This window comes from Microbacterium sp. NPDC060132, from assembly GCF_042729675.1.
Lineage (GTDB): Bacteria > Actinomycetota > Actinomycetes > Actinomycetales > Microbacteriaceae > Microbacterium > Microbacterium sufflavum.
Map to the genome: position 1 here is coordinate 2856325 of NZ_JBHWXU010000001.1, position 24955 is coordinate 2881279.

The window sequence follows — 24955 nt, forward strand, 5'->3', positions numbered from 1 at the left end:
AGCTTATGCGCGCCGCGACGCGCCGAGCGGGCGACGGCACCCCAACTAGACTGGGGTCGTGTCTGAAATCACCCCTGATCTTGTGCGCCATCTCGGCGTGCTCGCGCGCATCCAGCTGAACGACGACGAGGTGACGCGGCTCACGGGCCAGCTCGACGCCATCGTCGACAACATCGCCAAGGTGTCGGAGGTGGCCACGGCCGACGTCGCCGCCACGAGCCACCCGATCCCCCTGAGCAACGTCTTCCGTCCAGACGTCGTCGGGCAGACGCTCACGCACGAGCAGGTGCTGCAGAACGCCCCCGACGCCGCCGACGGCCGCTTCCGGGTGACCGCGATCCTGGGAGAAGAGCAGTGAGCGACATCATCCGGCTGACCGCGGCGGAACTCGCCGACAAGCTCGCGGCGCGTGAGGTCTCCAGCGTCGAGGCCACCCAGGCGCACCTGGACCGTATCGCCGCGGTCGACGGCGACGTGCACGCGTTCCTCCACATCAACGAGCACGCGCTCGACGCGGCCGCTGCCGTCGACGCACGCCGTGCGGCAGGGGAGGAGCTCGGCCCGATCGCGGGGGTCCCGCTCGCCATCAAGGATGTCCTGGTCACCACCGACCAGCCGACCACCAGCGGGTCGCGCATCCTCGAGGGCTACCGGTCGCCGTACGACGCGACCGTCGTCGCCCGCTCGCGCGCGGCCGGTCTCATCCCGCTCGGCAAGACGAACATGGACGAGTTCGCCATGGGCTCGTCGACGGAGCACTCCGCGTATGGCCCGACGCGGAACCCCTGGGATTTCGACCGGATCCCCGGTGGATCCGGCGGCGGTTCGGCCGCCGCCGTGGCCGCGTTCGAGGCCCCGCTCGCGCTCGGCTCGGACACGGGCGGCTCGATCCGTCAGCCTGCTCACGTGACCGGCACGGTCGGGGTGAAGCCCACGTACGGCGGAGTCAGCCGCTACGGCGCGATCGCCCTCGCGTCGAGCCTCGACCAGGTCGGCCCGGTCACCCGCACGGTGCTCGACGCCGGTCTGCTGCACGATGCGATCGGCGGCCACGACCCGAAGGACTCGACGTCGCTCGACGAGCGGTGGCCGTCGTTCGCCGCTGCAGCGCGTGAAGGTGCGAGCGGGGACGGCCTCAGAGGTCTCCGCGTCGGTGTCATCCGCGAGCTTCCCGACAGCGGCTTCCAGCCGGGGGTCGCCGCGTCGTTCCGCAGCGCCCTCGCGCTCCTGGAGGCTCAGGGCGCCAAGATCGTCGAAATCGATGCGCCGCACTTCGAGTACGGCGTCGCCGCGTACTACCTGATCCTCCCGGCGGAGGCGTCCAGCAACCTGGCGAAGTTCGACTCGGTCCGCTTCGGTCTGCGCGTGACGCCGGAGGGTAACCCCACGGTCGAGGACGTCATGTCCGCCACGCGCGACGCCGGATTCGGCGACGAGGTGAAGCGACGCATCATCCTCGGCACCTACGCGCTGTCCGCGGGCTACTACGACGCGTACTACGGCAGCGCCCAGAAGGTCCGCACGCTCATCCAGCAGGACTTCGCCGCCGCCTTCGGCCAGGTCGACGTGATCGCCACGCCTTCGGCGCCGACCACGGCGTTCAAGCTCGGCGAGAAGATCGACGATCCGCTGCAGATGTATCTCAACGACATCACCACGATCCCCGCGAACCTCGCGGGTGTGCCCGGCATCTCGATCCCGAGCGGCCTGTCCGACGACGACGGCCTGCCCGTGGGCATCCAGTTCCTGGCTCCGGCCAGGGAGGACGCCCGTCTCTACCGCGTGGGAGCGGCGCTGGAGACACTCCTCGTCGACTCGTGGGGGGCGCCGCTCCTCACCCGCGCACCGCAGCTCGCAGGAGGGAACCGCTGATGGCCGCCGCAGCCAAGCTGATGGACTTCGACAGGGCTCTCGAGCTGTTCGAGCCTGTGCTCGGGTTCGAGGTGCACGTCGAGCTCAACACGAACACCAAGATGTTCTCCGACGCGCCGAACCCGGCGAACGAGGCGTATCACGCCGCCGAGCCCAACACGCTCATCGCCCCGGTCGACCTCGGTCTGCCCGGGTCGCTGCCGGTCGTGAACGAGACGGCCGTGCGCTCGTCGATCAGCCTCGGACTCGCACTGGGCTGCTCGATCGCGGAGTCGAGCCGGTTCGCGCGGAAGAACTACTTCTACCCCGACCTCGGCAAGAACTACCAGATCTCGCAGTACGACGAGCCGATCGCGTTCGAGGGGTCGGTCGAGGTGGAGCTCGAAGACGGCACCATGGTGACCATCCCGATCGAGCGCGCGCACATGGAGGAGGACGCGGGCAAGCTCACCCACATGGGCGGCGCGACCGGACGCATCCAGGGCGCGGAGTACTCGCTGGTCGACTACAACCGCGCAGGGGTGCCGCTGGTGGAGATCGTCACCAAGACGATCTTCGGCACCGAGCACCGGGCGCCGGAGGTGGCGAAGGCGTACGTGGCGGCGATCCGCGACATCGTGCGCGGTCTGGGCATCTCGGAGGCCCGGCTGGAGCGGGGCAACCTGCGCTGCGACGCCAACGTGTCGCTGCGCCCGCGGGGGCAGGAGAAGCTCGGCACGCGTACCGAGACGAAGAACGTCAACTCGATGCGCTCCGTGGAACGCGCCGTCCGGTACGAGATCCAGCGCCAGGCGCAGATCCTCGCCGACGGCGGCACGATCATCCAGGAGACCCGCCACTGGCACGAGGACACCGGCACCACCTCGCCGGGCCGTCCGAAGTCCGACGCGGACGACTACCGGTACTTCCCCGAGCCGGACCTCCTCCCTGTGCAGCCGGCCCCGGAGCTGATCGAGGAGCTGCGCGCGGCACTGCCCGAGCAGCCCGTCGCGCGGCGCCGCCGGCTCATGGCCGAGTGGGGTTTCACGCCGCTGGAGTTCCAGGACGTCCGCAACGGCGGTCTGCTCGACGTCGTCGAGGCGACGATCGCGGCGGGCGCGACGCCGGCGACCGCGCGCAAGTGGTGGACGGGTGAGATCAGCCGCCTGGCGAACGCGCAGGAGAAGGACGCCGCGGAGCTGATCACCCCCGAGAACGTCGCGGCGTTGCAGAAGCTCGTCGACGAGGGGACCCTCACCGACAAGCTCGCCCGCCAGGTGCTCGAGGGCGTCATCGCCGGCGAGGGCACTCCGCAGCAGGTGGTCGATGCCCGGGGCCTGGCCGTGGTGTCCGACGACGGCGCGCTCGTCGCGGCGATCGACGAGGCCCTCGCCGCACAGCCCGACGTGATGGCGAAGATCCAGGACGGCAAGGTGCAGGCCGCCGGTGCGATCATCGGTGCGGTCATGAAGGCCATGAAGGGTCAGGCCGACGCCGCACGCGTGCGCGAGCTCATCCTCGAGCGCGCTGCCCAGTAGCCGTCTCTCCCGGGCCTCGTGTCCGGGGCCCGGGAGAGAATGGACGCATGGGACACGGTGACGGCAGAGGGCGCATGGTGTCCGCGGCCGATGCCGACGACAGCGGAACCCGCATCCTGCATGTCGACATGGACGCGTTCTACGCCGCGGTCGAGGTGCTCGACGATCCGAGTCTGCGGGGCATGCCCCTCATCATCGGCTCGCCGGACGGTCGTTCCGTCGTCTCCAGCGCCTCGTACGAGGCGCGGCGCTACGGCGTTCGGTCCGCGATGCCCGTCTCGCAGGCTCTCCGCCTGTGCCCGACGGCCAGGGTGGTACCGCCGCACTTCCCCCGCTATCAGGCGGTCTCGCGCCAGGTGATGGCGATCTTCGAGTCGTTCACCCCGCTGGTGGAGCCCCTGTCCGTCGATGAGGCGTTCCTCGATGTGCAGGGCGTGCGTCGGCTGTGGGGGAGCCCGGCGAGGATCGCCGCGCAGATCCGGGAGCGCGTCTCGGCGGAGGTCGGCATCACGTGCTCTGTGGGCGTGGCCGAGACGAAGCACGTCGCCAAGATGGCGTCGACGATCGCGAAACCCGACGGCATGCTCGTGGTATCGGCCGCGGAGACGCTCGACTTCCTGGCCCCGCGGTCGGTGCGCGCGTTGTGGGGTGTGGGGCCGAAGGCGGCGGAGGCGCTGGAGGCGCGAGGCATCCGTACGATCGGCGACATCAGGGCGACCACGACCGACATGCTCGACCGTGCAGTGGGCCCGGCGCTGAGTGCGCGGCTGGCGCAGCTCTCATGGGGCCGGGATGCGCGGGCGGTGGACACCGAGCGCGTGGAGAAGAGTATCGGACACGAGGAGACGTTCGACGTCGATGTCGACGACCGCGCGTTCCTGCGTGCGGAGCTGTTGCGGCTGGCCGATCGCGTGGGCGCGCGGTTGCGTCGTGCCGGGTGGGAGACGTCGACCGTGTCGATCAAGATCCGCTTCGCCGACTTCCGCACGGTCACCCGGTCGCAGACCCTGAGCGACCCGACCGCCGTGAGCCAGCGCATCGGGGAAGCGGCGCAGAGTCTGTTCGAGCAGATCGATCGGCGCGATCCGATCCGTCTGGTCGGCGTGCGGGCCGAGAGACTGCAGCCGGCGGGCGGCTCCGCCCTGGCGCTCTGGGACGACGACGAGGACTGGCGCCGCGTGGAGGGGGCGGTGGACGAGGCGATCGCCCGCTTCGGGACGGCGACGATCAGCCGCGCGCGTCACATCGGTCGCGGCGAGGGTCGCGGGGCCGCGCGGCATCCGAAAGACCACGGCATCGCGGATTGAGGGGCGCGCACGCGGGCGGGGTCGGCTACCGTGGGAGCATGCCGAACATTGCACTGGAACTCGGGAAGCAGGTCGCGTCCTTCGGCGTGAAGAGCGCGTACGGTGAGCCGCAGGATGTCGACGGCGTGAGCGTGACGCCGGTCGCATTCACCTACTCCGGTTTCGGGGGCGGCAGCGGCGACGGTGCCGAGGGCGGCGGCGGGGGCGGTGTCTCGATTCCCGTCGGCGTCTACGTGCGCCGCGAGGAGGGGCTCCGCTTCGAGCCGAACATCGTGACCCTGCTCGTCGTGGCGGTGCCCTTCGTGTGGGTCACCGGTCGTGCCCTCACGCGCATCATCCGTGCCCTCAAGAAGTGACGATCCCGTCGCGGCGGCGCTTCGCCAGGCCGCGGCACTGATCGCGCAGGACATCCGCGGCCTCGCTGCGGCGAACCCGATGGTGGTCATCGACGGCGGGAGCGGTGCTGGCAAGACCTCGCTGGCGGAGCTGCTCGCGCGGAACTGGCCGCTCGTCGGACGGGTGCAGGTCATCGCCCTCGACTCGCTGTACCCGGGCTGGGACGGCCTGGAGTCCGGCGTGGAGCGAGCGGTGGACGGAATCCTGCGGCCGCACGGGCGGGGCCTGCTCGGCTCCTGGCGTCGGTGGGACTGGGAGCAGAACACGGAGGCGGAGAGTCATGCCGTCGACCCATCGCTCGGTGTGATCGTCGAAGGCAGCGGCATCCTCCGTCCGTCGACGGCCGACCTCGCCGATGTCCGCATCTGGGTGGAGGCGGGGGAGGAGTCGCGAAAGGCGCGCGCGCTCGCGAGGGACGGCGACACGTACCGACCGCACTGGGAGCGGTGGGCGGCGCAGGAGCGTCAGCACCTCCTGCAGCACCACCCGCGCGAGCTGGCGACGCGCATTGTCACGGTGCCGTGACCGCCGGTATCCGGTCTCAGGCCCCGATGTCGTCGGCCGCTTCGATGAGCAGTTCGAGCCGGTAGCCGAGCCAGTCGTACACGGCCATCGCCTCACCACCCGCGACGGGCTCCTCCACGGTGAGGCCGAGCCGCGTCGCGATCACCAGACGGATGGCGGTGAGGGTGCGCAGCCAGGAGTCGATGTCGCTTCGCCGGATCGTCACCTCCCGGAGCTCGCGGGCCTGTTCCGGCGTGAACGGCGCCTCCGGGTCGAAGGCGGAGAGCGCCGACCGCACGGTGCGCGCATCCAGGACACGCCGGTCGGTCACGTCGTCGCGAGTGGCCGCTGCGAACGCGGCCGCGGCACCCTCGTCGTCGGGATAGGGGTTGGGCGTCAGTCGGGCGATCGCGGGGTCACTCGGATCCTGCTCGGCGATGAGGGCGAGGAAGTCGTCGACGATCCGCAGGAGCTGGGCGCCCTCGATGGTGGCGACGGTGAGGATGAGGGGGGCGGTCATGCGGATGCCTTCCGCACGGTCGCCCAGAGCCCGTAGTCGTGCATCGCCTGCGCGTGGACCTCCATCGTCTCGCGCGGCCCTGTCGCCACGATCGCGTGGCCCTCGTTGTGCACGGCGAGCATGAGTGCGGTGGCGTGCTCCTCGGTGTAGCCGAAGTAGGTGCGGAAGACACGGACCACGTAGCTCATGAGGTTCACCGGGTCGTTCCAGACGACGACCTGCCAGGGCTCGAGCGGTGCGGCGGACAGATCCGTGCTCTCGTCGAGATCGGGGAGTGCCGTGCTCATCGTCACGCCCATCCCAGCTCGTGCAGGTGCGCATCGTCGATGCCGTGGAAGTGCGCGATCTCGTGCACGAGCGTCGTGTGGATCTCGTCGCGCAGATCATCGAGGGTCTCGCACTGGGCGAGGTGCGGCTCGCGGTAGACGATGATCCGATCCGGGAGTTCGCCCATGCCGTACTGTGTGCGTTCCGTCAGTGCGAGACCGTCGTACATCCCCAGCAGGTCGAGACTGCCGTCCTCGGGGCGGTCCTCGACCACGAACACGACGTTGTCGAGGCGGTCCACCATGTCGTCGGGCAGCAGGTCCAGCTCCTCGATCACGAGGGCCTCGAATGCGCCGGCGTCCATGTCCATCCAGACCAGCCTAGGGGCCATTCGGGACACCGGTCAGTGCAGCAGGACCAGCAGCGCTGCCACGAGGATGAACAGGCCGCCGAAGACGGCGTTGAGGATGCGCTGCCCGCGCGGCGAGGCCGTCAGGCGGCGGAAGGGCCGGGCCGCCACCGCGAAGAACCCCCACATCACCAGCACGTCGACCACGACGACCGTCGCGATCAGCGCGAGGTATTGGGGAAGCTGTGGCTGGTCGAGCCGGATGAACTGGGGAATGAACGCGAGGAAGAAGACGATCGCCTTGGGGTTGAGCAGGTTGACCCAGAAGCCCCGGCGCATCATCGACCAATGGCTCTCGTGCGCCGGTGCGGGGATGGGCGCGTCGTCGAGCGGTGGTGTCGGGCGGCTGAGGATGAGGCGGAGGCCGAGGAAGACGAGGTAGGCGGCGCCCGCGTAGCGGATGAGGGTGAACAGCACCTCGGATCGGGAGACGAGCAGACCGACGCCCGCGGCGACGATCACGACATGAACGATCAGAGCGATCTGCTGGCCGATGATGCCCCAGATGGAGCGCCGCCAGCCCTGCGACAGGGAGTTCGACATCGTGTTGATCGCGCCAGCGCCGGGCGTGAAGCTGATCACCACCGACGCGGTGAGGAGCGAGAACCAGACCGCCAGTGACACGGCTCCAGTCTAGAGCCGCAGGGCAGCGTCGATCCGCGCCTCGAAACGGAAGAAGCCCGGTTCCGAGGAACCGGGCTTCTTCTCTCCGGGTGAGTAACGGGGCTTGAACCCGCGACCTCCTGGACCACAACCAGGCGCTCTACCAACTGAGCTATACCCACCATGCGCCCGCCTGCGCGGGCAACCCTACGAGTCTATTACATGTTCGAGGTGAACTCCGACACGGTGCGCGTCGCGATCTCCTTGGCATCGTCGCTCGACGGCCCCGGCTCGTCGACGAACACGGCCTCCCGGTAGTAGCGGAGCTCACGGATGGACTCGAGGATGTCGGCGAGCGCGCGATGGCCACCGTCTTTCACCGGTGCCTGGAAGAACACTCGCGGATACCAGCGCCGGGAGAGCTCCTTGATGCTCGACACGTCCACGTTGCGGTAGTGCAGCCACTGGTCGACCTGCGGCATGTACTTGGCGAGGAACATGCGGTCGGTGCCGATCGTGTTGCCCGCGAGGGGTGCCTTGCGCTCGAGCGGGACGAAGCGACGGATGTAGGCGAGCGTCTGTTCCTCGGCTTCCGCGAGCGTGACGCCCCGCGGGATCTCCTCGATCAGCCCGGAGGTCTCGTGCATCTTCGTGACGAAGTCGTTCATGTGGGACAGCGCCTGATCGCTCGGCTTGATCACGACCTGGAATCCGGGGTCGAGGGGACGCAGCTCGAAGTCGGTGACGACGACCGCGATCTCGACGAGCTCATCCATGGAGAGATCGAGGCCCGTCATCTCGCAGTCGATCCAGACCAGGCGATCGTTCTCGGAGGCAGCTACCATGTCGTCATCCTATCGAGGGCACCGACATCGCCCGCCTGCCCGCGGTACGGTAGGACTGTCCGCCTCCGTAGCTCAGGGGATAGAGCAGGAGCCTTCTAATCTCTTGGTCGCAGGTTCGAATCCTGCCGGGGGCGCTTCCGATCGACGTAGCGACGGCATCAGCAGTGGCGAAGCGCGGCCACGGCATCGTCGGCACGCCAGAACTCTCCGATCAGCCGGAAGCGGCCGGTCGCGAGGTGCAGCCGCTCCGCCCGGTAGCGCAGACCGAGCGGGTCCGGCACGAGCCTCAGGTGACCGAGGACATACTCCCGCGAGTCCTGGACCCGCCACAGGTGGTCGGCGGCGCGGACGAGATGCTCCTTCTCCGAGGAGAGACGAGGTGCGGCGAAGGGCACCTCGGGGGCCGTGGCGGACGTTCGTTCAGACATCGATTTCTCCCTTCCTGCAACAACGCTAGGACGGGCCACCGACATTCGCGCCGCGCCGGGACACGCGTCTGACCGGGCTCTTCCTCCACGCTTCGTCGATGTCGGCGATGCGTCCCCACAGCGCGTGGATGCGTCAGTCGATGCTCCTGCCGTCACCGCAGGCTGGAGACATCCGGAGAGGCTCCGGCGACAGAAGGAGAACAGCATGACCGAGATGATCACCGTCGTGGGGCGAGTGGCGACCGATCCGCATCAGGGGCACACCGGCGCGGGGGTGCCCGTCACCAACTTCCGGCTGGCGAGCACGCACCGCCGCTTCGAACCGACGACCCAGACCTGGGTCGACTCCAAGACCAACTGGTTCTCCGTGGCGGCGTTCCGGCAGCTCGGTCAGAACGCCAGGGCGTCGCTGCGGGTGGGCGACAGCATCGTCGTGACCGGCCGCCTGCGCATCCGGGCCTGGGAGAGCAATGGGAAGCAGGGCACGAGTGCCGACATCGAAGCCGACGCGATCGGGCACGACCTGCGGTGGGGGACGACCGCGTTCCGGCCGTCGCCGAGACGCTCTCCGGAGACCGTGGCGGAGGGGGAGAAGGATGGGGAGCAGTCTCCCGGTGCCGACTCCGCGAGTGGAAGCGCGCGGACGGCGGCGAGTGGCCGAACCGGAGACGATCTGGGTGACCTGTGGGGCATCGACGGTTCCGGGGACGGGGGTGCGGCGACGGACCAGGCGTTCCCCGACGGCTTCCTCGGAGCGGGAGCCAGGGTGTCGGCGGGGCAGTAGGGGCAGGCGCGCAGCGTCAGCCACGCACCGTCAGCACGCCGGGCTGTGGGTGTGGGCGACGTAGACTCGGCTCGTGCTCCGAACGGCCCCGTCACTCGCCCGCACCGCCCGCGCGTTCGTCGGAGCCGGTGCGATCCTCGTCCTCCTCGTCGGATGCACGGCCGCCGCCGGCGAGCATCCGACGCCGCCGAGCTCCCTGTCGCCCTCGCCCGCGGATACGGCGACGGCGTCGCCGGCACTGCAGCCCGAGGGCACCGCGGAAGACAATCTTCCGTATTTCCGGGCGATCGCGGAGGGTGTGTGGGCCTCGGAACAGCGAGCGGAGGGTCGGGCCTATATCGACGCGCTGGTGGCCGGGGGCTTCGATCGCACCGCCATGCAGGTCACGCCCGACCAGACCACCGTGGGCAACCCGGTGGAGAGCCTCCAGTTCTCGGTGCGCTGGGGAGAGGAGTCCTGCCTGGTGGGACAGGTCGGTCCCTCGACGGGACAGGTGGTGGCCGTCGTCATGCCCCAGCTTGCCGAGGGACGCTGCCTGGTCGGGACGACGCGTCCGATCGACTGGTGATGCTTCGATCACGAACCCTGCCGCCGACGGCCGGTAGGCTGGAGTGTCGATCTTCGACGCCAACAGAAGGAGCGGTTTTCGGTGGCTGAGTACATCTACTCGATGGTGCGTGCGCGCAAGGCGGTGGGCGAGAAGCTCATCCTCGACGACGTCACGATGGCGTTCCTTCCCGGAGCGAAGATCGGCATGGTCGGCCCCAACGGCGCCGGCAAGTCGACGATCCTGAAGATCATGGCCGGGCTCGACACGCCGTCCAACGGCGAGGCGAAGCTGTCGCCCGGCTATTCGGTCGGGATCCTCATGCAGGAGCCGGAGCTGGACGAGTCGAAGACCGTGCTGGAGAACATCCAGGACGGCATCGCGATCAAGGCGAAGCTCGACCGCTTCAACGAGATCTCGGCGCTGATGGCCGATCCCGATGCGGACTTCGATGCGCTGCTCGCCGAGATGGGCACCCTGCAGGAGGAGATCGACGCGGCCGACGGCTGGGACCTCGACTCCCAGCTCGAGCAGGCCATGGACGCACTGCGCACGCCCCCCGGCGACGCCGCGATCGCCCCCCTCTCCGGTGGAGAGAAGCGACGTGTCGCCCTCGCCAAGCTCCTGCTGCAGAAGCCGGATCTGCTGCTCCTCGACGAGCCGACCAACCACCTGGACGCGGAGAGTGTGCTGTGGCTCGAACAGCACCTGCAGTCGTACAAGGGCGCCGTCATCGCCATCACCCACGACCGGTACTTCCTCGACCACGTGGCCGAGTGGATCGCGGAGGTCGACCGCGGTCGGCTGATCGGCTACGAGGGCAACTACTCGACCTACCTGGAGAAGAAGGCCGAGCGTCTCGACATCCAGGGCAAGAAGGACGCGAAGCTCGCCAAGCGCCTCAAGGACGAGCTCGAATGGGTCCGTTCCAGTGCCAAGGGTCGCCAGACGAAGTCGAAGGCGCGACTCGCGCGCTACGAGGAGATGGCCGCGGAGGCGGAGCGGACGCGGAAGCTCGACTTCGAGGAGATCCAGATCCCCGCGGGGCCGCGCCTGGGCAACGTGGTCATCGAGGCGAAGAACCTGAAGAAGGGCTTCGACGGACGCTCGCTGATCGATGGCCTCAGCTTCAGCCTTCCGCCGAACGGCATCGTCGGCGTGATCGGTCCGAACGGCGTCGGCAAGACCACACTGTTCAAGACCATCGTCGGTCTCGAGCCCCTCGACGGCGGCGACCTGAAGATCGGCGAGACGGTCAAGATCAGTTACGTCGACCAGTCGCGCTCGTCGATCGACCCGAACAAGACGCTGTGGGAGGTCGTCTCCGACGGGCTCGACTTCATCACGGTCGGCAAGACGGAGATCCCCTCGCGGGCCTACGTGTCGAAGTTCGGCTTCAAGGGTCCTGACCAGCAGAAGAAGGCCGGTGTGCTCTCGGGCGGTGAGCGCAACCGCCTGAACCTCGCGCTCACGCTGAAGGAGGGCGGCAACCTGCTGCTCCTCGATGAGCCGACCAACGACCTCGACGTCGAGACGCTGAGCTCGCTGGAGAACGCCCTTCTCGAGTTCCCCGGCTGTGCCGTGGTCATCACCCACGACCGGTGGTTCCTCGACCGCATCGCGACGCACATCCTGGCGTACGAGGGCACCGACGAGAAGCCCGACCAGTGGTACTGGTTCGAGGGCAACTTCGAGGCCTACGAGCAGAACAAGATCGAGCGCCTCGGGCCCGACGCGGCCAAGCCGCACCGGTCGACCCACCGCAAGCTCACGCGCGACTGACCCGATGACTGCGCCTTCGCCGGGAACCCGCCTGCACATCCCGATCCACCTCCGCTGGGGGGATCTGGACGCGTTCAACCACGTCAACAACACCTCGATGCTCAAGCTGCTCGAGGAGGCGCGCGTCCGCGCGTTCTGGCGGGCGGGTCCCGGCGAGGAGGCGCCGTCCACGGCGGTGCTCGACTCCGGCATCGACGAGGGCATCCTGACGCTGATCGCGCGGCAGGAGATCGAGTACCTCGCGCCGGTGCCGTATCAGCGTCGACCGCTCGAGGTGCAGATGTGGTTCGGCAAGCTCGGCGGGTCCAGTGTCGAGGTCTGCTACGAGGTGCACAACGACCCGGCCGCGGAGCCGCGGGTGCTGTACGCGCGGTCGACAGCAGTGATCGTGCTCGTCGAGGCCGCGACGGGTCGCCCCACGCGACTCACCTCCGAGATGCGCGAGGCCTGGGAGCCGTACGTCGGCCCTTCCATCGAGTACGCGCACCGCTGACCTCGACGGCCGTGTGACCCGCGCCGAACGCTCGGATCAGGATGCCTCCGACGGCACGCGGATCATAATCTCCTGCGCCACGCTCGCCACCAGCGAGCCGTCGCGCGTGTAGATCCGCCCGGTGGCCAGCCCGCGCCCGCCGCGCGCGTTCGGGGACTCCTGCGCATACAGCAGCCACTCGTCGACGCGCGCGGGACGGTGCCACCACATCGCGTGATCGAGGCTCGCGACCTTGAGTCCCTGGTGTGCCCACGAGACCCCGTGCGCGCGCAGGATGGACTCCTGGATCGTCATGTCGCTGAGGTACGCCAGTGCCGCGCGATGCAGCCGCTGGTCGTCGGGGAGCGGAGCGCGCAGTCGCATCCAGACGGCCTGACGCGGGACCCGGGCATCGTCGTTGGGGAGGTACAGCGGCGACTCGACGTGACGGATGTCCGCGGCGCGATCGGTGAGCATCCGCCGCGCGCCCCCGGTGAGTCCGGGAACGCGATCCTCGTCGGGGAACAGCGTCTCCGGGTCGGGCACGCCCTCGGGCATGGGCTCCGCGTGCTCGACTCCCGGATCCGCATCCTGGAAGGACGCGATCATCGAGAAGATCGGCACCCCGTTCTGGTACGCCTGCGTGCGGCGCGTCGAGAATGAGCGGCCGTCATGGATGCGGTCGACGGCGATCGTGATGCCCTGACTCGCGTCACCGGGCCGCAGGAAATAGCCGTGCATCGAATGGACGGCGCGATCCTCCGGCAGGGTGCGCTCCGCCGCGAGGAGCGTCTGCGCCAGCACCTGGCCTCCGTAGATGCGGCCGCTCGGCATCGGGTGCGAGGAGCCCGTGAAGATGTCCTCGGTCGTCCGGGCCTGGGTGGCGTCGAGGTCGAGAACCTCGAGGAGTCGATCGACGGTCTGGATGGCGTGGTCGTCCGCGCTCATGGGTTCCTCTCCGCGACCGCAGGCGCCGCACCTCTTGGTAGTTTAGAACGCGTGCCGCCTACGCTCCTGCTCGCCGATCCCGACACGGCGAAGGATGTCCTGACGTTCGTGGGCCGCGCCGGTCGCGCGGGCGACGGGGGAGTACGACTTCAGGCCTCGCGCGGGGTCCTGGCGCTGACCACGGCCGTGCTCTCGCCGCAGACCCTGTTCGATCAGACCCCCACGATCCTCGCGATGCGTATCGTGCACGCGGACCCTGAGCTCGAATGCGACCTGGTCGTCGACAGCCTGTCGCCCGCCGACACCCCCGAACGCCTCATGCTGCCGGACACCGGCCTGTCGCCGTCCTGGGCCGGGGTATCCCCGCCGCGCCAGGGCTGGACCGTGGAGGCGTCGCTGGAGGCGTCCGTCGTCGCGCAGCGCGCACAGTGGGGGATCTCCGCCGTGGCGCGGGGGGCGGGCGCCGGCTCGGGCGAGGAAGCGGTTCGCGCGCTCCGAGCGGCCATCTGGGGCGAGCCCGACGACGATCTCGGCGGGCTGCCGCGCGGTGTGGCGTTCGCCGCGGACGCCATGGGCTTCATCTCGGGCGAGGAACAGGTCGGGGTGTCGCGCGCCGGTCGCTGGTCGCGGCTCGCCTTCCGTCGCGGGCATGTGCTGGCACGAGGCCCCGTGGCATCCGGGCTCACGGGCGTGCGGGCCACCGGCACCCGAGCCTGACGGCGCTGCCACCTCGGAGCGACGGGACGGGCGCCAGGGCCTGATGGGACGGCCGAAGCGCCGGCGTGACCCGAGGGCGAGAGCCACGCTCGTCGATCGACCGCGCCGGGGCGTATCCGAGGGTTTCGCCACGAGCCCCGTGGCGCGGGGTCAGTCCGCCGCCGCGGCGGCCGACCTTCCCGCCTGTCGCCCGGAGAACAGGCACCCTCCGAGGAACGTGCCCTCCAACGCCCGGTACCCGTGGACACCGCCACCGCCGAAGCCGCTCGCCTCGCCCGCGGCGAACAGGCCAGGGATCGGGATGCCCTGGGCGTCCAGCGCACGACCGTCGAGGTCGGTGTGGATGCCGCCCAGCGACTTGCGGGTGAGGACGTGCAGCTTGACCGCGATCAACGGGCCGGCGGCCGGGTCCTGCAGCCGGTGCGGCGCTGCCGTCCGGATGAGCTTGTCACCGCGGTAGCCGCGCATCGAGCGCAGCATGCCGATCTGGGCATCCTTGGTGAACTCGTTCTCGATCTCGTGGTCGCGCGCGACCACCTCGCGCCGCACGGTGTCGATGTCGAGCAGCTCGCCACCGTCATGCCGGCTCATCTGCTCCAACAGCGACTCCAGGTCGTTCTCGACGATGAAGTCCTGTCCCTCGTCGAGGAACGCCTGGACGGGGCCGGTCGGTCCTTTGGCGAGCCGCGACTTCAGCAGCAGCCCTACATCCTTGCCGGTGAGGTCGGGGTTCTGCTCGCTCCCGGACAGGGCGAACTCCTTCTCCACGATCTGCCGCGACGTGACGAACCAGGAGTGGTCGTGACCGGTGCGCCGGAGGTGCGCGAGCGTCCCGAGCGTGTCGAACCCGGGGAACAGCGGCACGGGGAGGCGCGCGCCCGTCGCGTCGAGCCACAGGGACGAGGGGCCGGGGAGGATGCGGATGCCGTGCGCGGGCCACACCGGATCCCAGTTCGTGATCCCCTCCACGTAATGCCACATGCGGTCGCCGTTGATCAGGCGGGCGCCGGCGGCCGCGGTGACGGCCTGCATCGAGCCGTCGACATACGCCGGGACGCCGGAGAGCATGTGCGCCGGCGGCGTTCCCAGCCGTTCGGGCCACGCCGCACGGACGAGCTCGTGGTTGCCGCCGATCCCTCCGGACGACACGACGGTCGCCTTCGCCGTGATCTCGAACGCGCCGATCACCTCGCGGGAGGACGGCACTCCCCGTTCCGCACCGCTGGAGGCGAGGACGGAGCCGCGGGCGCCGGTGACACGTCCATCCGTGACGATGAGGCTCTCCACGCGGTGCCGCGCGAGCACGGTGAGCCGACCGCTGCGCTCGCCCTCCTCGACGGCCGCGGCGAAGGGGGCGACGATCCCGGGGCCGGTGCCCCAGGTGATGTGGAATCGCGGCACCGAGTTGCCCGGTCCGATCGCGCCGTAGCCGCCGCGCTCCGCCCAGCCGACCACGGGGAAGAAGCCCACGCCGAGGCTGCGCAGCCATGAGCGCTTCTCCCCGGCGGCGAACTGCAGATACGCCTCGGCCCAGCGGCGCGGCCACTCGTCCTCCGGGCGGTCGAAGCCCGCGTTGCCGAACCAGTCCTGGGTGGCGAGCTCGAGCGAGTCCTTGATGCCGAATCGGCGCTGCTCGGGGGAGTCCACGAAGAAGAGTCCGCCGAACGACCACCACGCCTGGCCGCCGAGGTTCGTCCGCGGCTCCTGGTCGACGACGATGACGCGGCGTCCGGCCGCCAGTGCCTCGCGGGCGGCGACCAGTCCGGCCAGCCCCCAACCGATCACCAGGACGTCCGTGGTCGGGGGCTTCGTCGTCATGTGTTCTCCGTTGATTCCTGACGTGCGCGGGTCTCGAGCGTCGGGCGCCCGTGGGGAGTCGTGCCGATGCCGGACGGCTCGAATGTGTTCACCATGGCATAGGCGGCGCGCTCCAGGTAGTCCCAGAGCGTGGATTCGTGCAGCGGAGACAACCGAGCCTCGTCGACGGCGGTGCGCATGTGACGAAGCCAACGATCACGCGCGTCCGGGTCGATGTGGAACGGCATGTGACGCATGCGCAGGCGCGGGTGTCCGCGGGTCTCGCCGTACGTGGTCGGACCGCCCCAGTACTGTTCCAGGAACATCCGCAGGCGGTCCTCGGCGGGGCCCAGATCCTCCTCGGGATACATCGGCTTGAGCACCGGATCGAGGGCGACCTCGCGGTAGAACACGGAGACGATCTTCCGGAACGTCTCTGCGCCCCCGACCTCGTCGTAGAACGTCATCTGTCGCCATTCCCCTCGGTCGACGGCTTCTTGCGGCGCCAGATGCCGCGGTCCGGGATGACCGGCACGCCCGTGACGGCGTTCGGCCGGGTCTTCGGCGGGTTCGCCCCGCGCACGCGCCGTGCGCCTTCGAGCCCTGTCGGCACGACATCGGACATGCGCGGCACCGCGATCTCCTTCTCCAGCAGAGCGGCCCGCAGCCGGCGCCGCAGCTCCTGTGCGACGTCGTCTCTGGCGTTCGCCCTGGTCTTGATGACGACGCGGACCACAAGGGCGTCGCCGTCGATGGATTCCAGGCCCCACAGCTCGGGCTTCTCGACGATGCGCGTCCGCCACTTGGGGTCCTTCGCGAGGCCCTGTGCCGTCTCGAGCATGATGTGCTCGACCTGGTCGAGGTCGGCGTCCGGGGCGACGCCGGTGTCGACGATCGCGCGTGCCCATCCCTGGGACATGTTGCCGATGCGCGTGACCTCGCCGTTGCGGACGTACCAGAGCGTCCCGTTCACGTCTCGCACCTGGGTGATCCGCACGCTCACGTACTCGACCACGCCGCTCGCCAGACCAAGGTCGACCACGTCACCGATGCCGATCTGGTCCTCCGCGACGAGGAACATCCCGTTGAGCACATCTTTGACGATGTTCTGGGCGCCGAAACCGAGACCAGCACCCACGGCGGCGGTCAGCAGCGTGAGCGACCCGAGCAGGCTGGGACTGAGAGCGTTCACGACCAGCACGATCGCGATGACCACCAGCATCACGTTGACGATGTTCTGGAGGATCGTGCCCAGGGTCCTCGTGCGCTGGACCAGACGCATATCGGCGAGCGGAGAGCGTTCGAGCGCCTGGGTGTCGTCGACCGACGCCTTGTTCTTCGCGCTGTCCACGATCCGGTGCACGACGCGCCTGATCACGCCCCGCAGCACGAAAGCGATCACCACGCAGGAGGCGATGATGATCGCGACGACGAGCGCTTTGCCGCCGATGTGTCCGAGCAGGGTCAGCAGGTCCTGGACCCAGTCGGGAAGCGGGGTGGGAGTGGGGTCTGGCGTGGTCTCGAGGGGGAGGATCATCGCTGCCGAGTTTACCGAGCGGGCCTCTGCCCCGGCTGGAAGCGCGGCGGCAGAGGCCCGGACGGAGGGTGGCGCCGATCAGTCCTCGGCGTCGCGGGACTGCGCCGCCAGCGCGCGCTCGACGTCGGCGAGGTTCTCCAGCACGAGGCGACGGAGCGCCGGCGGAGCGTCCTGGTGCGAGGACAGCCACGAGCGCGTCGCGTCGCGCAGCGCCACGTCGGCCAGCGCCGTGGGGAACAGGCCGACGATGAGGTACTGGGCGATCTGGTAGGTCCGCGACTCCCACACCGGCAGCAGCATGTCGAAGTACTTCGGCACGAACTCGCCGAGCACGTCGGCGCCTGCGGGGTGCACGAAGCCGAGGGCTGCCGACCGGACGATCGTGTTCGGCGCGTCATCCCGCTCGATCAGAGAGGCCCACGCGGCCTGCTTCGAGGCGGCGTCGGGAAGAGCGGCTCGTGCCTGCGCGGCGAACTCCGCGCCCTTGGCGGTGTTGTCGGCGGCGAGAGCGGCGTCGATCGTCGCGGCGTCCGTCGCTCCGATGGTCGCGAGTCCGACGAGCAGCTGCCAGTTCAGGTCGGCGTCGATCTCGAGACCGGGGAGGGTCTCCTCGCCGGAGCGCAGGCGCCCGACGATGCCGGCGTGCTCAGGGGTGACCAGGGCGTTCGCGAACGCCGTGACGAACTGGAGCTGGCTGTCGCTGCCCGCTTCTGCGGCTTCGGCGAGGGCCCACAGGCCGTCCGCGACCTTGAGTCGCGCCGCCTGGCGCTCCTCGGGTCGCACGTACAGCGTGGCCGCCGTGCGCAGCTGGGCGAGCGTCGTGCGGACCGTGGTCGACTCGGTCTCGCGGCCGATGTTGCCCAGCACGAGGTCGATGTAGTCCGAGGCCGCCGTCTCCGCGTCGCGCGTCTGGTCCCAGGCGGCGCCCCACACGAGGGAGCGCGCAAGCGGGTCGTGGATGTCGGCGAGGTGTGCGATCGCCGTCGCCAGCGACTTCTCGTCGAGACGGATCTTGGCGTAGGCGAGGTCGTCGTCGTTCAGCAGGATCAGGTCGGGGCGCGCGAGGCCCTGCAGTTCGGGGACCTCGGTGCGGTCGCCGTCGACATCGACCTCGACGTGGTGGACGCGCGTGAGCGTGCCGTCCTGCAGCGAGTAAAAGCCGATGCCCAGGCGGTGCGGACGGATGGTCGGGTAGTCCGCCGGGGCGGTCTGGGTGATCGCGAAACGCGAGATCTTGCCGTCGTCGCCCTCGGCCACCACGGGCTCGAGCGTGTTGACGCCGGCCGTCTCCAGCCACTTCTTCGACCAGGTGCCCAGGTCGCGTCCACTCGTGGCCTCGAGCTCCGACAGCAGGTCGCTGAGCTCGGTGTTGCCCCACGAGTGCTTCTGGAAGTACTGCGACACCCCGGCGAAGAACGCCTCGATGCCGACCCATGCGGCGAGCTGCTTCAGCACCGAGCCGCCCTTGGCATAGGTGATGCCGTCGAAGTTGACCTGCACGTCTTCCAGGTCGTTGATCTCCGCGACGATCGGGTGCGTGGAGGGGAGCTGATCCTGGCGATAGGCCCAGGTCTTCTCCATCGCGTTGAACGTGGTCCAGGCCTCGGTCCATTCGGTGGCCTCGGCCGTCGCGATGGTGGAGGCCCACTCCGCGAACGACTCGTTGAGCCACAGGTCGTTCCACCACTTCATGGTGACCAGGTCGCCGAACCACATGTGCGCGAGCTCGTGCAGGATCGTGACGACCCGGCGCTCCTTGACGGCGTCGGTGACCTTGCTGCGGAAGACGTACGTCTCGGTGAACGTGACCGCACCCGCGTTCTCCATCGCCCCGGCGTTGAACTCGGGCACGAACAGCTGGTCGTACTTCGCGAACGGGTAGGGGACGCCGAACTTCGATTCGAAGTACGCGAAGCCCTCACGGGTCTTGTCGAAGATGTAGTCGGCGTCGAGGTGCTGCCACAGGCTCTTGCGGCCGTAGACGCCGAGCGGGATCACGCGGCCGGAGGCGCTGGTGAGCTCGGAGAACGTGGACTCGTAGGGTCCCGCGACGAGGGCGGTGATGTAGGAGGAGATGCGCGGCGTCGGCTCGAATCCCCAGGTGGCGGTGACGTCGTCGTCGTGCACAATGGGCTCGGGCGTGGGGGAGTTGGACACGACCTTCCACGCCGCGGGCGCCGTGACCGTGAACTGGAACGTCGCCTTGAGGTCGGGCTGCTCGAAGACCGCGAAGACGCGGCGCGAGTCCGGCACCTCGAACTGCGAGTACAGGTAGACCTCGCCGTCGACGGGGTCGACGAATCGGTGCAGGCCCTCGCCCGTGTTGGTGTAGAGGCAGTCCGCGTCGACGACGAGCACGTTCTCGGCCTGCAACCCGGACAGCGCGATGCGAGAGTCGGCGAAGACCTCCTGCGGGTCGAGCTGCTCGCCGTTGAGAGAGATCTCGCGCACGTCGCGGGCGATCAGATCGATGAAGGTGAAACCGTCGGGCGTCGCGGAGAAGCGCACGACGCTGCGGGAACCGAAGACCTCGGCGCCCTTCGTCAGATCGAGGGCGACCTCATAGGAGTGCGTGTCGATGACATCGCGGCGCTCCTGCGCTTCGATTCGGGTGAGGTTCTCTCCAGGCACAGCTGTACTCCCAGGGGTGAGGGGATGTCACCGGGGTCGGCGCAGTTGGCGCCGACGGCAACCATGACAGCCTACGCCAGTGCGCGAGGCGGGCTCACGCTCTGTGCGCATTCTCCCGGCGGCGAGCGGACACCGGTGCCTCGACGAGGTGGGAGGATGGAGGGGTGACTGCGATCGAGCCGAATGTCGTCCCCTTTGCCTCGCCTGCCGCCGCCAGCGGTGCGCCCTTCGTGACCACGCCCGTCGCGTACGATGCGATCCTCCTCGCCGGCTTCGGTGGCCCGGAGGGTCAGGAGGACGTGATCCCGTTCCTCCGCAACGTGACGCGCGGCCGCGGCATCCCCGACGAGCGGTTGGAGGAGGTCGCGCACCACTATCGTCACTTCGGCGGCGTGAGCCCCATCAACGGGCAGAACCGCGTGCTCAAGGAGGCGCTCGAGCAGGCGCTCGTCGCGCGCGGCATCGAGCTGCCCGTGTACTGGGGCAACCGCAACTGGGCCCCCTACCTCGAGGAGGTCGTGCCCGAGGCGGCGCGCAACGGGCACACCACGCTGCTCGCGTTCGCCACGAGCGCCTACAGCTCGTTCTCCAGCTGCCGCCAGTACCGCGAGGACTTCGCGCGCGTGCTGGAGGAGACCGGCCTCGGGGAGACCGTCACGATCGACAAGATCCGCCCGTTCTATGACCACCCGGGTTTCGTCGAGGCCTTCGAGTCGGGAGTGCGGGAGGCCATCGAGGGCTTCCTGGCGCAGGGCATCGCCGCGCCGGACATCCAGATCCTGTTCTCGACGCACAGCATCCCGACGGCCGACGCCGAGCGTTCCGGCGCCCGCGACATCGACTGGGGCGAGGGCGGCGCCTACGCCGCGCAGCACCTGGCCGTCGCGGCCTGGGTGATGGACCGGGTACGGCAGTCCGTGCCGGCGGCGGCCGACGTGGCCTGGGAGCTCGTCTACCAGTCGCGCTCGGGGCCCGCGTCGCAGCCGTGGCTCGAGCCGGACGTGTGCGACGTGATCGGTGAGCTTCCCGCGCGAGGGCGGCGCGCGGTCGCGGTCGTGCCGGTGGGATTCATGAGCGACCACATGGAGGTGCTCTGGGATCTCGACACCGAGGCGGCGGAGGCGGCGGAAGACGCGGGACTCGCGTTCACGCGCACGCCGACGCCTGGCGTGTCGCCGACGTTCGTCGAGGGGATCGTCGACCTGATCGAGGAGCGGCTGCAGGGGCGTCCGAACGAGGAGCGCGCTCACGTCACATCGCTCCCCGGCGGCTTCGACGTCTGCCGGCCCGGCTGCTGCGAGAACGTCAGGGCGGGGTTCAAGCCGGCGGCCGCCGGCGTCGCCCCGTGACCGGAACGGGTGTCGGCGGCGGCTTCTAGGATGGAAGCCATGCGCATCCACATCGCCACCGATCACGCTGGACTCGATTTCTCCACGCAGCTGCAGGAGCACCTGCGGGCGGCGGGGCACGAGGTCGTCGACCACGGTCCGGTGGAGTACGACGCGCTCGACGACTACCCGGCGTTCTGCATCCGGGCTGCTCAGGCGGTGGTCGCCGATCAGGAGGCGGGCGTCGAGGCGCTGGGTGTCGTGTTCGGCGGATCCGGCAACGGCGAGCAGATCGCGGCGAACAAGGTGCGCGGTGTCCGCGCGGCCCTGGTGTGGAACCTCTCCACGGCCGAGCTCGCACGGGAGCACAACGACGCCAACGTGATCTCCATCGGCGCGCGGCAGCACACGTACGACGAGGTGACCTCCTTCATCGACCGGTTCATCTCGACCCCGTTCTCGGGCGACGAGCGTCATGTGCGCCGCATCGGACAGATCGCCGACTTCGAGCGCGACGGCTCGCTGCTCCCGGATCCGCGGGGCTGACATGCCCGAGGGTCACTCCGTCCACCGCATCGCCCGGCAGTTCGACCGCAACTTCGTCGGCAAGGTGCTCCGCGCCTCCAGCCCCCAGGGACGCTTCGCCGAGGGGGCGGCGATCCTCGACGGGCGCACGGCGACGAGCGTGCAGGCGGTCGGCAAGCAGATGTTCCTGGAGACCGAGGGCGACCTGTGGCTTCGCGTGCACCTGGGGCTCTACGGTGCCTGGGACTTCGCTGGCGAGATCCTCGTCGACCCCACGATCGCGTCTGCGAATGGACGTATGGGTCAGACGAACCAGCGAGGCACCGTGCTGGAGGACCCGATCCTGGACGACGCCGGAGAGAACTCTCTCGCCTCGATCGGCGCCCCGCGACGCACGCGGGTGCACGTGCGCATGTCCGAGCAGACGAAGGGTCTCGCGGACGAGGGGGTGGAATGGCCGCCGCCCGTGGTGGGGCAGGTGCGTCTGCGGCTCATGACCGACATCACGGCCGCCGACCTGCGCGGCCCTACGGCGTGCGTTCTGCAGACGCCCGAGGAGATGCTCGCGACGGTCGCCAAGCTCGGTCCGGATCCGCTCGTCGGTGATCCGGCCGAGAACGAGGAGCGCTTCGTCCGCGCGGTGCGCAAGAAGTCGACGCCCATCGCGCTGCTGCTGATGGACCAGGCGGTGGTGAGCGGCATCGGCAATGTGTATCGCGCGGAGATGCTCTACCGGCAGCGGCTCAATCCGCACACGCCCGGACGAGACGTGCCGGAGGATGTGGTGCGCGCCCTCTGGCACGACTGGGTGCGCCTGCTGGCGATCGGTGTCGAGACGGGTCAGATGATGACGATGGACGACCTGTCGCCCGACGAGTACCGTGCTGCGATGGCGAGCCGCGACGACCGGCATTGGGTGTACCACCGCGCCGGACTCCCGTGCCGGGTCTGCGGCACCGAGATCGCGCTCGAGGAGATCGGCGCGCGCAAGCTCTACTGGTGCCCCCGCTGCCAGGCGTGAGTCCGCGCTGGCGTGTGCGGGCGCCCCTAGGCTGAATCCATGCGACAGAATCCGAGCTTCACGCTCGCCGACGTGACCGAGATCCGGCGCGTGATCGAGGCCAACCCCTGGGCCACCATCGTGAGTTCGACCGACGACGGGCTCGTCGCCTCGCACTATGCCGTGCTGCTCGACGACGACCGCGACGACCTGACGATCGTGGCCCACGTCGGGCGTCCCGACGACCTCATCCACGGGCTGGGGGAGCGGGAACTGCTGGTGGTCTTCCAGGGCCCGCACGGCTACGTGTCGCCCGGCTGGTACGGCGATGTCCCCGCGGTGCCCACATGGAACTACACGGCCGTGCACCTGGCGGGCACACCCGAGATCCTGACGCCGGACGAGAACCTGCGGGTGCTCGACCGCCTCGTGGAGCGGTTCGAGAACGGCATGCCCGAGCCGCGGCTGATGTGGCAGCGTCCCAACGACGCCGCGTTCGTGGAACGGCTCGCCGCAGGGACAGTGGGATTCCGCCTCACCCCCGCGCGCGTCGTCGCAAAGCGCAAGCTCAGCCAGAACAAGCCCGTCGAGACGATCGAGTCGGTGATCGCGGCACTCGAGAGCGAAGGCCCGTACACCAACCGTCCTCTGGCGGCGGAGATGCGGCGCGCTCAGGTGGCGCGCGAGGGGAACCGGGCATGACGGCGCGGAACGACACCGTCGGGACGGTGCGCGCCGTTCGTCTGGCCGGTCCCGGCCGGGAGTTCCTCATCGACGACGAGCCGGTGGACCTTCACCTCGACGGCGGCGTCATCGTCGACATCGCGCCGACCGGCGCCCTGCGACCGCGTGGACAGGTGCTCGACGCCGATGGTCTCTGGGCGGTCCCCGGCTTGTGGGACAACCACGTGCACACGGTCCAGTGGGCGCTGGCGGCGGAGCGGGTCCCGTTGCATGACACGACCTCGGCGGCGGAAGCCGCGCTGCGGATGGGTGAGGCGCCGACGCTCCCCGACGGACGCCGCGTCGGTACGGGATTCCGCGACGCCCTGTGGCCGGATCGGCCGAGCCTGGAGCTGCTGGACGCGACGACGGGAGCGGCGCCCACCTACCTCATCAATGCCGACGTGCACAGCGTGTGGCTGAACACCGCTGCTCTCGCCCGCGAAGGCTTCCGTGCTGACGACGGGGTCCTGCGCGAGGAGGACGCCTTCGAGATCTCGCGCCGCCTCAACGCGGTCGACCCGGCGCACAGCGACGAGGCCGTGCTCCGCGCCGGTGAGGCCGCAGCGGCGCGAGGCGTCACCGGACTGGTCGATTTCGACATGGCGTGGAACGCCGCTGCTTGGCCGCGCCGCATCCGTGCGGGCTTCGCCTCGCACCGCGTGGAGTTCGCGTTCTATCCCGCAGACCTCGATCGTGCCGTGACCGAAGGGCTGCGTAGCGGCGAGCCGCACGAGGAACCGGACACTCCCGCGGAGGCGCGCGGTCTGATCCGTGTCGGCTCGCTCAAGATCATCACGGACGGGTCGCTGGGAACCCGCACCGCCGCGTGCTCTCACGCCTATCCGGACGACCCCGGCAACTACGGGGTCCTGACGGTACCGGGCGATGAGCTCGTCGCTCTGCTGACCACCGCGACCGGCGCGGGCATCACGGCGGCCGTGCACGCCATCGGCGACCGCGCTGTCACGTCCGCCCTCGACGCCTTCCTGGTCACCGGGGCGACCGGTTCTCTGGAGCACGCCCAGCTCGTGCGTCATGCCGACCTGGCGCGGTTCGCGCGCCTCGGTGTGATCGCCAGCGTGCAGCCGCAGCACGCCGTCGACGACCGTGACTTCGTCGAGCACCACTGGGCAGGGCAGACCTCTCTCGGTTACCCGCTGTCGTCTCTGTTCGCCGCCGGTGCCGAGGTGCGGTTCGGTTCCGACGCCCCGGTGGCGCCCCTCGACCCGTGGCAGGCCCTGTCGGCGGCGGTCTGGCGCACGGATGACGAGCGGGAATCGTGGCACCCGGAGGAACGCCTCACGGTCGACCAGGCGTTGAGCGCCAGCGTGCGCTCCACGCTCCGCCCCGGGGAGATCGCCGATATCGCGCTCACGTCCGCGGATCCGCGCACCGCAGATGCCGCCGCGTTGCGCGCGATGCCCGTGGCCGCCACCCTTCTCGCGGGCCGCGTGACCCACGTCGGCTGAGCCTCGCGCACGCGGAGAGGGCGG

At 69.6% G+C, this 24955-nt stretch carries 27 protein-coding genes and 2 tRNA genes; 17 read left to right on the forward strand and 12 right to left on the reverse strand.

Annotation, left to right across the window (positions count from 1 at the left end):
• Nucleotides 1-58: 58 nt before the first annotated feature.
• Genes gatC through ACFWCH_RS13800 form a run of 6 tightly spaced genes read left to right on the forward strand, consistent with a single transcriptional unit; the run spans nt 59 to nt 5617 of the window.
• The gene (gene gatC / locus ACFWCH_RS13775; RefSeq protein WP_136031845.1) at nt 59-358 is read left to right on the forward strand and encodes an Asp-tRNA(Asn)/Glu-tRNA(Gln) amidotransferase subunit GatC; all 300 of its coding nucleotides are present in this window, start codon (nt 59-61) and stop codon (nt 356-358) included.
• Nucleotides 355-1872: an Asp-tRNA(Asn)/Glu-tRNA(Gln) amidotransferase subunit GatA gene (gatA, locus tag ACFWCH_RS13780; RefSeq protein ID WP_378803673.1), complete on the forward strand. Its 1518-nt coding sequence runs from the start codon at nt 355-357 to the stop codon at nt 1870-1872. The genes gatC and gatA overlap by 4 nt, the downstream gene beginning before the upstream one ends.
• Nucleotides 1872-3389, forward strand: a complete 1518-nt coding sequence (gene gatB / locus ACFWCH_RS13785; protein WP_136037384.1) for an Asp-tRNA(Asn)/Glu-tRNA(Gln) amidotransferase subunit GatB — start codon at nt 1872-1874, stop codon at nt 3387-3389. Before gatA ends, gatB begins: the two co-directional genes overlap by 1 nt.
• Nucleotides 3390-3436: 47 nt before the next feature.
• The gene (locus ACFWCH_RS13790) at nt 3437-4696 is read left to right on the forward strand and encodes a DNA polymerase IV (protein WP_247638754.1); all 1260 of its coding nucleotides are present in this window, start codon (nt 3437-3439) and stop codon (nt 4694-4696) included.
• A gap of 38 nt (nt 4697-4734) precedes the next feature.
• Nucleotides 4735-5052, forward strand: coding sequence for a hypothetical protein (locus ACFWCH_RS13795; protein ID WP_136031854.1), 318 nt, complete (start codon nt 4735-4737; stop codon nt 5050-5052).
• Nucleotides 5036-5617 carry a hypothetical protein gene (locus tag ACFWCH_RS13800; RefSeq protein ID WP_136045261.1) on the forward strand — a complete coding sequence of 194 codons (582 nt, stop codon included), beginning with the start codon at nt 5036-5038 and terminating at the stop codon, nt 5615-5617. The genes ACFWCH_RS13795 and ACFWCH_RS13800 overlap by 17 nt, the downstream gene beginning before the upstream one ends.
• A 16-nt stretch (nt 5618-5633) precedes the next feature.
• Here ACFWCH_RS13800 and ACFWCH_RS13805 read toward each other — a convergent pair whose 3' ends face one another.
• The 6 genes from ACFWCH_RS13805 to orn all read right to left on the reverse strand — a co-directional run bounded on the left by ACFWCH_RS13805 (nt 5634) and on the right by orn (nt 8240).
• Nucleotides 5634-6116: a DUF2017 family protein gene (locus ACFWCH_RS13805; RefSeq protein WP_378803674.1), complete on the reverse strand. Its 483-nt coding sequence runs from the start codon at nt 6114-6116 to the stop codon at nt 5634-5636.
• Nucleotides 6113-6403 carry an ATP-dependent Clp protease adapter ClpS gene (clpS, locus tag ACFWCH_RS13810; RefSeq protein ID WP_136031860.1) on the reverse strand — a complete coding sequence of 97 codons (291 nt, stop codon included), beginning with the start codon at nt 6401-6403 and terminating at the stop codon, nt 6113-6115. The genes ACFWCH_RS13805 and clpS overlap by 4 nt, the downstream gene beginning before the upstream one ends.
• Nucleotides 6404-6405: 2 nt before the next feature.
• A complete protein-coding gene (locus tag ACFWCH_RS13815) occupies nt 6406-6753 on the reverse strand; it encodes a metallopeptidase family protein (RefSeq protein WP_247638756.1) in 348 nt (115 codons plus the stop codon).
• Between the two features lie 33 nt (nt 6754-6786).
• Entirely contained in the window at nt 6787-7416 is a 630-nt protein-coding gene (locus tag ACFWCH_RS13820) for a LysE family transporter (RefSeq protein WP_136031863.1), read from the reverse strand.
• Between the two features lie 88 nt (nt 7417-7504).
• Nucleotides 7505-7577 (reverse strand) — tRNA-His (locus tag ACFWCH_RS13825).
• Nucleotides 7578-7613: 36 nt separating this feature from the next.
• Nucleotides 7614-8240 (reverse strand): oligoribonuclease, encoded by a 627-nt coding sequence (orn, locus tag ACFWCH_RS13830; RefSeq protein ID WP_247638757.1) that lies wholly within the window; start codon nt 8238-8240, stop codon nt 7614-7616.
• Nucleotides 8241-8301: 61 nt separating this feature from the next.
• Here orn and ACFWCH_RS13835 point away from each other — a divergent pair.
• Nucleotides 8302-8374 (forward strand) — tRNA-Arg (locus tag ACFWCH_RS13835).
• A gap of 24 nt (nt 8375-8398) precedes the next feature.
• On the opposite strand, the gene ACFWCH_RS13840 is transcribed toward ACFWCH_RS13835, so the two are convergent.
• Complete coding sequence (locus tag ACFWCH_RS13840) at nt 8399-8668, reverse strand: hypothetical protein (protein ID WP_247638758.1); 270 nt, start codon at nt 8666-8668, stop codon at nt 8399-8401.
• A gap of 205 nt (nt 8669-8873) precedes the next feature.
• On the opposite strand from ACFWCH_RS13840, the gene ACFWCH_RS13845 reads away from it, so the two are divergent.
• The 4 genes from ACFWCH_RS13845 to ACFWCH_RS13860 all read left to right on the forward strand — a co-directional run bounded on the left by ACFWCH_RS13845 (nt 8874) and on the right by ACFWCH_RS13860 (nt 12274).
• Nucleotides 8874-9452, forward strand: a complete 579-nt coding sequence (locus tag ACFWCH_RS13845) for a single-stranded DNA-binding protein (protein ID WP_247638759.1) — start codon at nt 8874-8876, stop codon at nt 9450-9452.
• 73 nt (nt 9453-9525) lie between these two features.
• Nucleotides 9526-10020, forward strand: coding sequence for a DUF6993 domain-containing protein (locus ACFWCH_RS13850; RefSeq protein WP_240744576.1), 495 nt, complete (start codon nt 9526-9528; stop codon nt 10018-10020).
• Nucleotides 10021-10101: 81 nt separating this feature from the next.
• Complete coding sequence (gene ettA, locus ACFWCH_RS13855) at nt 10102-11781, forward strand: energy-dependent translational throttle protein EttA (protein ID WP_136031871.1); 1680 nt, start codon at nt 10102-10104, stop codon at nt 11779-11781.
• Between the two features lie 4 nt (nt 11782-11785).
• Nucleotides 11786-12274: a thioesterase family protein gene (locus tag ACFWCH_RS13860; RefSeq protein ID WP_136037378.1), complete on the forward strand. Its 489-nt coding sequence runs from the start codon at nt 11786-11788 to the stop codon at nt 12272-12274.
• A 36-nt stretch (nt 12275-12310) separates the two neighbouring features.
• Here the strand turns inward: ACFWCH_RS13860 and ACFWCH_RS13865 are convergent, their stop codons facing one another.
• A complete protein-coding gene (locus tag ACFWCH_RS13865; protein WP_247638760.1) occupies nt 12311-13201 on the reverse strand; it encodes an acyl-CoA thioesterase II in 891 nt (296 codons plus the stop codon).
• A 51-nt stretch (nt 13202-13252) separates the two neighbouring features.
• On the opposite strand from ACFWCH_RS13865, the gene ACFWCH_RS13870 reads away from it, so the two are divergent.
• A complete protein-coding gene (locus ACFWCH_RS13870) occupies nt 13253-13918 on the forward strand; it encodes a hypothetical protein (RefSeq protein WP_136031878.1) in 666 nt (221 codons plus the stop codon).
• Nucleotides 13919-14068: 150 nt separating this feature from the next.
• On the opposite strand, the gene ACFWCH_RS13875 is transcribed toward ACFWCH_RS13870, so the two are convergent.
• The 4 genes from ACFWCH_RS13875 to pepN all read right to left on the reverse strand — a co-directional run bounded on the left by ACFWCH_RS13875 (nt 14069) and on the right by pepN (nt 19883).
• A complete protein-coding gene (locus ACFWCH_RS13875) occupies nt 14069-15736 on the reverse strand; it encodes an FAD-binding dehydrogenase (RefSeq protein ID WP_247638761.1) in 1668 nt (555 codons plus the stop codon).
• A complete protein-coding gene (locus tag ACFWCH_RS13880; RefSeq protein WP_136037375.1) occupies nt 15733-16182 on the reverse strand; it encodes a globin in 450 nt (149 codons plus the stop codon). Before ACFWCH_RS13880 ends, ACFWCH_RS13875 begins: the two co-directional genes overlap by 4 nt.
• Nucleotides 16179-17252: a mechanosensitive ion channel family protein gene (locus tag ACFWCH_RS13885; RefSeq protein WP_136031884.1), complete on the reverse strand. Its 1074-nt coding sequence runs from the start codon at nt 17250-17252 to the stop codon at nt 16179-16181. The genes ACFWCH_RS13880 and ACFWCH_RS13885 overlap by 4 nt, the downstream gene beginning before the upstream one ends.
• 78 nt (nt 17253-17330) lie before the next feature.
• Nucleotides 17331-19883, reverse strand: a complete 2553-nt coding sequence (pepN, locus tag ACFWCH_RS13890; protein WP_247638762.1) for an aminopeptidase N — start codon at nt 19881-19883, stop codon at nt 17331-17333.
• Nucleotides 19884-20047: 164 nt separating this feature from the next.
• Here pepN and ACFWCH_RS13895 point away from each other — a divergent pair, with 164 nt between their 5' ends.
• From ACFWCH_RS13895 to ACFWCH_RS13915, 5 genes are read left to right on the forward strand one after another with little or no spacing between them, the layout of a single operon-like run.
• Nucleotides 20048-21232, forward strand: a complete 1185-nt coding sequence (locus ACFWCH_RS13895) for a ferrochelatase (RefSeq protein WP_136037372.1) — start codon at nt 20048-20050, stop codon at nt 21230-21232.
• 39 nt (nt 21233-21271) lie between these two features.
• Nucleotides 21272-21757, forward strand: a complete 486-nt coding sequence (locus tag ACFWCH_RS13900; RefSeq protein WP_136037371.1) for a ribose-5-phosphate isomerase — start codon at nt 21272-21274, stop codon at nt 21755-21757.
• 1 nt (nt 21758) lies between these two features.
• Entirely contained in the window at nt 21759-22757 is a 999-nt protein-coding gene (locus ACFWCH_RS13905; RefSeq protein ID WP_136031893.1) for an Fpg/Nei family DNA glycosylase, read from the forward strand.
• Between the two features lie 39 nt (nt 22758-22796).
• Nucleotides 22797-23438 carry an FMN-binding negative transcriptional regulator gene (locus tag ACFWCH_RS13910; RefSeq protein ID WP_136031895.1) on the forward strand — a complete coding sequence of 214 codons (642 nt, stop codon included), beginning with the start codon at nt 22797-22799 and terminating at the stop codon, nt 23436-23438.
• Entirely contained in the window at nt 23435-24931 is a 1497-nt protein-coding gene (locus tag ACFWCH_RS13915) for an amidohydrolase (RefSeq protein ID WP_247638763.1), read from the forward strand. Before ACFWCH_RS13910 ends, ACFWCH_RS13915 begins: the two co-directional genes overlap by 4 nt.
• Nucleotides 24932-24955: the final 24 nt, after the last annotated feature.

What these genes read in the sequence shown, in the direction of transcription:
- clpS (WP_136031860.1), bottom strand. Translation starts at nt 6,403, where the DNA reads ATGAGCACGGCACTCCCCGATCTCGACGAGAGCACGGATCTGTCCGCC.
- orn (WP_247638757.1), bottom strand. Translation starts at nt 8,240, where the DNA reads ATGGTAGCTGCCTCCGAGAACGATCGCCTGGTCTGGATCGACTGCGAG.
- ACFWCH_RS13790 (WP_247638754.1), top strand. Translation starts at nt 3,437, where the DNA reads ATGGGACACGGTGACGGCAGAGGGCGCATGGTGTCCGCGGCCGATGCC.
- ACFWCH_RS13860 (WP_136037378.1), top strand. Translation starts at nt 11,786, where the DNA reads ATGACTGCGCCTTCGCCGGGAACCCGCCTGCACATCCCGATCCACCTC.
- ACFWCH_RS13900 (WP_136037371.1), top strand. Translation starts at nt 21,272, where the DNA reads ATGCGCATCCACATCGCCACCGATCACGCTGGACTCGATTTCTCCACG.
- ACFWCH_RS13880 (WP_136037375.1), bottom strand. Translation starts at nt 16,182, where the DNA reads ATGACGTTCTACGACGAGGTCGGGGGCGCAGAGACGTTCCGGAAGATC.
- ACFWCH_RS13795 (WP_136031854.1), top strand. Translation starts at nt 4,735, where the DNA reads ATGCCGAACATTGCACTGGAACTCGGGAAGCAGGTCGCGTCCTTCGGC.
- gatB (WP_136037384.1), top strand. Translation starts at nt 1,872, where the DNA reads ATGGCCGCCGCAGCCAAGCTGATGGACTTCGACAGGGCTCTCGAGCTG.
- ACFWCH_RS13815 (WP_247638756.1), bottom strand. Translation starts at nt 6,753, where the DNA reads ATGGACATGGACGCCGGCGCATTCGAGGCCCTCGTGATCGAGGAGCTG.
- ACFWCH_RS13905 (WP_136031893.1), top strand. Translation starts at nt 21,759, where the DNA reads ATGCCCGAGGGTCACTCCGTCCACCGCATCGCCCGGCAGTTCGACCGC.
- ACFWCH_RS13910 (WP_136031895.1), top strand. Translation starts at nt 22,797, where the DNA reads ATGCGACAGAATCCGAGCTTCACGCTCGCCGACGTGACCGAGATCCGG.
- ACFWCH_RS13865 (WP_247638760.1), bottom strand. Translation starts at nt 13,201, where the DNA reads ATGAGCGCGGACGACCACGCCATCCAGACCGTCGATCGACTCCTCGAG.
- ACFWCH_RS13885 (WP_136031884.1), bottom strand. Translation starts at nt 17,252, where the DNA reads ATGATCCTCCCCCTCGAGACCACGCCAGACCCCACTCCCACCCCGCTT.
- ACFWCH_RS13875 (WP_247638761.1), bottom strand. Translation starts at nt 15,736, where the DNA reads ATGACGACGAAGCCCCCGACCACGGACGTCCTGGTGATCGGTTGGGGG.
- ACFWCH_RS13840 (WP_247638758.1), bottom strand. Translation starts at nt 8,668, where the DNA reads ATGTCTGAACGAACGTCCGCCACGGCCCCCGAGGTGCCCTTCGCCGCA.
- ACFWCH_RS13845 (WP_247638759.1), top strand. Translation starts at nt 8,874, where the DNA reads ATGACCGAGATGATCACCGTCGTGGGGCGAGTGGCGACCGATCCGCAT.
- ACFWCH_RS13915 (WP_247638763.1), top strand. Translation starts at nt 23,435, where the DNA reads ATGACGGCGCGGAACGACACCGTCGGGACGGTGCGCGCCGTTCGTCTG.
- ACFWCH_RS13805 (WP_378803674.1), bottom strand. Translation starts at nt 6,116, where the DNA reads ATGACCGCCCCCCTCATCCTCACCGTCGCCACCATCGAGGGCGCCCAG.